Origin of the sequence: Sphingomonas sp. 1185, from assembly GCF_040544655.1 — a bacterium.
Taxonomy (GTDB): Bacteria; Pseudomonadota; Alphaproteobacteria; order Sphingomonadales; family Sphingomonadaceae; genus Sphingomonas.
The window spans coordinates 39,831-46,106 of sequence record NZ_JBEPKL010000035.1 but is presented as its reverse complement, the minus strand read 5'-3'; the positions used below and the strand labels follow the sequence as shown (position 1 = coordinate 46,106).

At 67.4% G+C, this 6,276-nt stretch carries 6 protein-coding genes; 2 read left to right on the top strand and 4 right to left on the bottom strand.

What is annotated here, in order from left to right:
* Positions 1-460: 460 nt before the first annotated feature.
* Together ABIC44_RS17560 and ABIC44_RS17555 are read right to left on the bottom strand one after the other, a co-directional pair.
* Entirely contained in the window at positions 461-988 is a 528-nt protein-coding gene (locus tag ABIC44_RS17560) for a metallophosphoesterase family protein (RefSeq protein WP_354296748.1), read from the bottom strand.
* Positions 985-2,016 carry an SPL family radical SAM protein gene (locus tag ABIC44_RS17555; protein ID WP_354296747.1) on the bottom strand — a complete coding sequence of 344 codons (1,032 nt, stop codon included), beginning with the start codon at positions 2,014-2,016 and terminating at the stop codon, positions 985-987. The genes ABIC44_RS17560 and ABIC44_RS17555 overlap by 4 nt, the downstream gene beginning before the upstream one ends.
* A 175-nt stretch (positions 2,017-2,191) precedes the next feature.
* Here ABIC44_RS17555 and ABIC44_RS17550 point away from each other — a divergent pair, with 175 nt between their 5' ends.
* Positions 2,192-3,034, top strand: coding sequence for a type 1 glutamine amidotransferase (locus ABIC44_RS17550; protein ID WP_354296746.1), 843 nt, complete (start codon positions 2,192-2,194; stop codon positions 3,032-3,034).
* 13 nt (positions 3,035-3,047) lie between these two features.
* Here the strand turns inward: ABIC44_RS17550 and ABIC44_RS17545 are convergent, their stop codons facing one another.
* Both ABIC44_RS17545 and ABIC44_RS17540 read right to left on the bottom strand, forming a co-directional pair.
* Positions 3,048-3,968 carry a 3-keto-disaccharide hydrolase gene (locus ABIC44_RS17545; protein ID WP_354296745.1) on the bottom strand — a complete coding sequence of 307 codons (921 nt, stop codon included), beginning with the start codon at positions 3,966-3,968 and terminating at the stop codon, positions 3,048-3,050.
* 139 nt (positions 3,969-4,107) lie between these two features.
* Complete coding sequence (locus tag ABIC44_RS17540) at positions 4,108-5,538, bottom strand: L,D-transpeptidase family protein (RefSeq protein WP_354296744.1); 1,431 nt, start codon at positions 5,536-5,538, stop codon at positions 4,108-4,110.
* A gap of 200 nt (positions 5,539-5,738) precedes the next feature.
* On the opposite strand from ABIC44_RS17540, the gene mepK reads away from it, so the two are divergent.
* Positions 5,739-6,254 (top strand): peptidoglycan L,D-endopeptidase MepK, encoded by a 516-nt coding sequence (gene mepK / locus ABIC44_RS17535; protein ID WP_373424649.1) that lies wholly within the window; start codon positions 5,739-5,741, stop codon positions 6,252-6,254.
* The last annotated feature ends 22 nt before the right edge of the window (positions 6,255-6,276 follow it).

The following is a 6,276-nucleotide window of genomic DNA, read 5'->3' as shown; positions in this document are numbered from 1 at the left end:
CGAAACCGCTCACTTCAAGGAGCCAATTCCTGCACATCACATATTCAAGTGGATATGTAACGAGACATACGAACTGGCTTAAAGCTTATTAACGATCCCCGAGCACCTTGAATGCCCAGGACAACCGCCAAGCCGCCGCCCGCATGTCCCTTCATCTAACCTACAATGTCAAAGAGCCGACAACAAATACCGGCAACACTCCACCAACCCCGTTCCCAGGGCCCCAAGTGCGCCGATCTGTCGTGACTGCATCGGTCGGTCTGCGCGACCACCGCTGCGGTGAAACCCCTCTAGGCGGGGTTGCCCCGAACCGTCAACAACAGATTTTCACTTTTCTGCAAAATTCCGGGAAAAATACCCAAAAACAACGCGTTGCCGCATACGCCCAGCCCCGACCCAACCGGAACCTTATCCCACCCCAGACGTCACAACACCGAATCACCGCCCAGAATCACTCGCGTCATCCCGCCCGGACAGGTCGAACGGTCCTTCCCACCTCCCCACGCGTGGCGAGCAGGCGTTTGAGGGTGACTGGCGTGAAGTCGTGCACGTCGACGCCGACATCATATTGGCGCAGCAGCGGCTTCAACCGCCCATGGCTGTGGCCGTGGAGATTGAGCGCCCGCTTGTGCTGGCCGTTCCAACTGCGAAAGGGATAGTGGCAAAGGACGAGCCGATGGCCGTCGACCTCCATCTCGGCATAATCCCCGACGCTGGCCCAGCCCTGGGCCGTGAGGGTGGCGTCGGGATCGTTATTGCCGCGCAGCAGATGCTTGGTGCCGTGAAGCCGGACAAGAAGCCCCGGCACGTCGGCGGGCCGCCTGGCGACATCGCCCAGATGCCAGACGCTATCCTCCGGCCCGACGACCGCATTCCAGCGATCGATCAGGAGTGCATCCATCTCCGCGACGCTGGCAAAGGGGCGCTTCCAGATGTTGATCGTGCGATGATCGCCGAAATGCGTGTCGGCGGTGAAGAAGATCGTCATGTCCAGTAGAGTATCCGGGCCAAAGGAAGCGCCGATGCGATCTCCGCTTCGAAAAAGGTCCGCAGCGCCCGCATCGTCGCGCTATCATAGACCTGTTTCTCCGTCCCGAACTTCGTCCGCTTGGTCACGCGGTTGGCGGCCCCCATGTCGAGCGACGATCCCGGATACCAGCTGTCCAGCACCGCCTTGGACCCGGCGGTGAAGCGGTGGGTGATCAACTCGATGGTCAGGTCGAGATCGGGCACATCCCGGAGCGCCTCCCCGGCATCGGCCAGCAGCTTGGCATAGGCCCGTTGCCAGCCCGTCGCCGCGATGATCGGCGCGATGGTCAGCCCGACCGGATAGCCCGCCATCGCCATCCGCCGCAGCGCCGCCAGCCGGTCGGCGACCGGCGAGGTGCCGCCTTCGAACCGGGCGAACATCCGGGGATTGATCGACGCGCGCATCCGGGTGCGTCGCCGGTGATCGATATCCAGCAGCGGCCCCACATCGGCAAACTTGCTGGTAAAGCGCAATTGCACCGGCGCGTCCCAGCGCCCGAACCAGCCGATCGCCGTCGACAGCGAGCCGGTGATCGGCTCCAGCGCCAGGGGGTCGGTATAGCAGGACGCCTCGAACGTCGTCCCCTCGTCCATCCGGTCGCGGTTGCGCGAGGTGATCTGTCCCTGCCCCAGATAGGGCGGAAGGCCGTCGAGGATCTCGTCCAGATTGGCATAGACGCGGGTAATCGGCGGGCCCTTCAGCGAACCGGCGAGATAGCAATAGCTGCAATGCGCCGGACATCCTTCGGCCAGGTCGACCCGCCAGTCCGCGCTGGGGGCGATCGGCTGGAGCCGGCGCTTGGACGGCGGGGCGACGACGACGGCCAGCGTCGTCTTGGCGGCGGCATAGGCGCGGCGCGGATCGTCGGGCAGGTCGAGCGACAGGCGGTCGCCCGACAGGGCCTCGACCGCCACCCCCAGCGCCGCGGCGCGCTCGGCGATGGCGCGGCCATGGGGGAAGGTCATTGCGGAACGGGTGATCAGCAACCGGCGCGGTCGCCATGGTGCCGGTCGGGCTGTCTGGGAGTCTGCGGCAGGGGCCATCCCCCGCTCAACGATCCTGGCCCCTCGATGGTCCACCGGAATTTTCGTGCCGGATGAGCCATTTGCGCAGCCACCCGGTGGACCGGGCGTTACCCCTGCTCACCATCGAAAGCCGCATGTGCCCCATTATCTGATTGCCCAGAGCGAATTGCCCGACGAACGCCAGGCACGGCGCAAGCGGGCCGGCAAGAGTTCGGGCGAAACCTATGCCGCGACCCTGAAGCAGATGCAGCCGGGGGTCGAGACCAGCATCGTCTCGCCCGCCGATGACGACGGGGCGATGCCCTCGGTCGAGCGGCTGGCGGCGTTCGATGCCATATTCCTGACCGGGTCGCCGATGCACGTCTATGACGACGGGCCCGAGGTGCGCCGCCAGCTCGACTTCATGACGCGGGTCTTTGCCGCGGGCGTGCCCTCCTTCGGGTCATGCGCGGGGTTGCAGATCGCCGTCGCCGCCGCGGGCGGGCGGGTGCGCAAGATGCCCGAGCGGATGGAGGCGGGGATCGCCCGCCGGATCAGCGCCACCGAAGCCGGGCGGGCGCATCCGCTGCTCGCGGGCCGCCCGGCCAGTTGGGACGCCCCGGCGGTCCATGGCGACGAGGTGCTGGAGCTGCCGCCCGGCGCCACGCTGCTGGCAAGCAATGCGGTGACCCGGGTGCAGGCCGCCGAGATACGCTTCGACCGGGGCGTCTTCTGGGGCGTGCAATATCATCCCGAACTCGCCCTGCGCGAGATCGCCATCGCGATCGCGGCGCAGGCGGCCGACTTGGTCGAGGCGGGGCTGGCCGAGCAGGAAGATCAGGTCCGGGCCCGCGCCGCCGAGATCGACGCGCTGCACGACGCCCCCGACAGCCGCGCCCTGCGCTGGCGGCTGGGGGTCGATGGGGAATTTGCCGAGGAAGGGCTGCGCCGCCGGGAAATCGCCAATTTCCTCGACAATCTGCCTGGCTTGCGGGGTTAGGCCCCTCCGACTCCTATGGCTTTGCCGCGACGATCCGGGGCAGCGTCCTGATCGGTTCGACCGTGATCGCCCGGAACCAGGTTTCAGCGCCCTCGGACTGAAGCTGGATATAGCCATGGGTCAGCGGCTGGCGGGCGCCGTCCGGGGCGATCGTCGCCAGGTCGCGCACCTCGGCGACCGGCACGCCGTTGACCACATGCACCGCATGATCGCCCACGACATAGAGGTCGAGCGTGTTCCAGGCACCGACCGGGCGCTCGGCATCGGTCGCCGCCTCGACATTCCAGGTCGGCGTCCCGTTGACGATATCGACCTGCCGCCCGCCCAGGCGATAGCGCAGATGCGGCGCGATCAGCCTGGGGTCGAAGGCGACATCGGTATGCCCGCGCACCTTGCCCCCGACCGCGACGATCATGCCGGTCGATCCGGTCATGATCTCGAATTCGGCCGAGGGTCGCCAGGTGCCGAACACCTCGCCGGGCACGCCATGGCTGTGATAGAGAAGGCCGTTGTTGCGCGGCTGGTCCGCGCGCGGGGCCCAGGTCCTGGCGCCCCATTTGAACTGCAACCGCAGATGATAGTCGCGCAGATCGGCGCGGTGGACCAGGCTGCCCCAGGTCTGCCCCTTCACCCAGATGGCCGGTGCGCCGTCCACCTGCCGGACCGCGAAGTCGCCGCCGGTATCGCGGCCGGTGCCGATCGGGCGCGCACCGGGATCGGCGCGATAGGTGATCGCCGGATCGGCATAGCCCAGCCAGGGGGCCCAGCCCGTCAGGCTGCGTCCGTCGAACAGCGCGACCCGCTTGCCCGTCGCCCTGGGCAGGTCGACCAGCCGCAGCCTTTGCGGCGCGGTCACCGGCTCGCCTGCGATGGCGCGGGCCTGTTCCCGGGAGTCCTGCGCCAGCGCCGGTGTGGCCATAATGGCCAGCGCCATCCATGCTCGATCGAACCGCATCATCGCTCCCCTCTCCCACCCGTTTGGTGATTGTCGAGCGATCATAGCGCGTTATCGCTAACAGGCGAGCCCGATTTCGCGGCGGCGGATCACACTCCCGGTGACGCGGTCGGCCCGATCAGGGACCGACATCGGCCGCGCCGCTCTGGACCCGCAGGGCCTTGCCCGCCTTGAAGCCCAGCGCAGCACCGACCCGGTCGTCCCAGCCATAGGGATCGTTGCGCACGATCGGTTCGCCGTCATCGTCGAACAAGACCGTCTGATAGAGCAGCCGGACGGGAATCTGGTGCGGCAGCTTGACGAAGGTCTCCTTGCCGGTCTCGCGCGCCTTGTGCCATTCGTCGAGCACGCCCTCGTCCCTGGCCAGCATCTCGGCAAAGCCCAGCGCGTCCTCGACCCGGACGCAACCATGGCTGCGCTGTCGCTGGACCATGCCGAACAGCGCCTTTGCGGGGGTGTCGTGCAGATAGATAGCATGGTCGTTCTGCATGTCGAACTTGACCAGCCCCAGCGAGTTCTTGGGTCCGGGCTGCTGAACGATCCAACCGTCCTTCCACACCATGTTGTTCGCGCGGAGATAGCCGGGCCCCTTCTTCGCCAGCTCCTTCTTTTGGATCGAGCGGGGCACCGTCCAGGTCGGATTGGCGACGAGCCGGAAGATCGGCGATCCGAGCTGCGGCGTCTCGGTATCCGGCTCGCCGACCACCACCTTGCGAGCATCGACGATCTTGCCGTCGCGCCAATAGGTCAGGCGCGCGGCGGCGATGTTGACGTCGATCCGGGTCGCGGGCGGGCGGCGCTCCAGCCAGCGGAGCCGCTCCATCGCGACCGCCACCGCGCGCGCGCGGTCCGCATCAGACATGTTGAGGATGGCGAGCGCCTCGCTGCCGATGATGCCGTCGGGCTTCATCCCGTAATCGGCCTGCATCCGGCGCACCGCATCGACCATGGCGGGGGCATAGCTGTCGCCCCGCGCGGCGTCGGGCGCCAGATAGTCGAGCACGACCAGCTCGCGCGCGATCGCCGGAAGGCGGGGATCGGTCGCACCGGGCTTGATCGCATCGCCATTGCCCTCGATCCGGGTGTCGGGATTTTGCGGCTGGCGGACCAGCTTCCCATAGGCGTCGGACAGACGCTTGTAATTGGCGTCCTGCGGCGCAAGGCCGTCGAGCCACTGGGTCAGGTTACCGGCACGCAGCGCGGCGGCCAGCCCGGCTTTCAAGTCGGGCGAGGGCCGGGGCACGGTATAGACCTCGTACAGCTTGGTCGGATCGGTCGCGCCGCGCGCCAGCGCCGCGGCATAGCGCAGCGCCTGTTCGTTGAGCGCGGCGTCGTCGCTGGCCGTCGCATCGAACGCCATGTGGTCGAGCCCATGCGCCACGCGTCCCTCGATCGCCTGACGAAGCTGCGACCGCGTCCGGTCGCTCCAGGTCGCGGAGCCCGCCGGTTGGTCCGCCTGCGCGGAGGCATTCTGATCCGAAGCGACCTGGCCACCGCATGCCGACAGTATCAGGCCCAATGCCAATGACGTCCCCATCCGTTTATGCACGTGCAACTCCCTCATTCCGCTTCTGAAACGCACGGGGAACGAAGCGGCTCCCGAGGCTGCGGATCGGGCGAATGGTGGCGTCGGTGCGACAAGGGGCATGCGGCCGGGCGACGGTGTTAAGCCCTGTTGCGGTAGAAGCGGCCATCCCTCTTCGACGGAATCGAACCTTGTCCAACTCCTTGTTTTCACGCCGAGACCTGATGAGCGGCGGCACCGCCGCGCTGGTGATGGCGGCCCTGTCGGAACGCGTGTCGGCGCGCACGCCGGAGCGTCGGCTGGCGCTGGTCAACGCCAATACCCGCGAACGCTGCGACGTGTGCTTCTTCGCCAATGGCCGCTACCGCGCCGACGGGCTGGCCGAGCTGAACCATGCCATGCGCGACTGGCGAACCGGTGCGACGCGGACGATGGACCCCCGGCTGCTCGACCTGCTGGTCCATCTGCGCGACCGGCTCGACATCGCGCCGAACAAGCCGTTGCGGCTGGTGTCGGGCTATCGCAGCCCCAAGACCAACGGCGCGATGCATGCCCGTTCGCACGGCGTCGCCAGCAAGAGCCAGCATATGCTGGGCAAGGCGACCGACATCGCCATTCCGGGCGTGCCGCTCAACCGGCTGCGCGACGCGGCGCTGTCGCTGCGTGGCGGCGGGGTCGGCTATTATCCGCATGACGGCTTCGTCCATGTCGACACCGGCCCCTTGCGCCACTGGAGCTGAACTGGGCGACCACCGGTTCGGG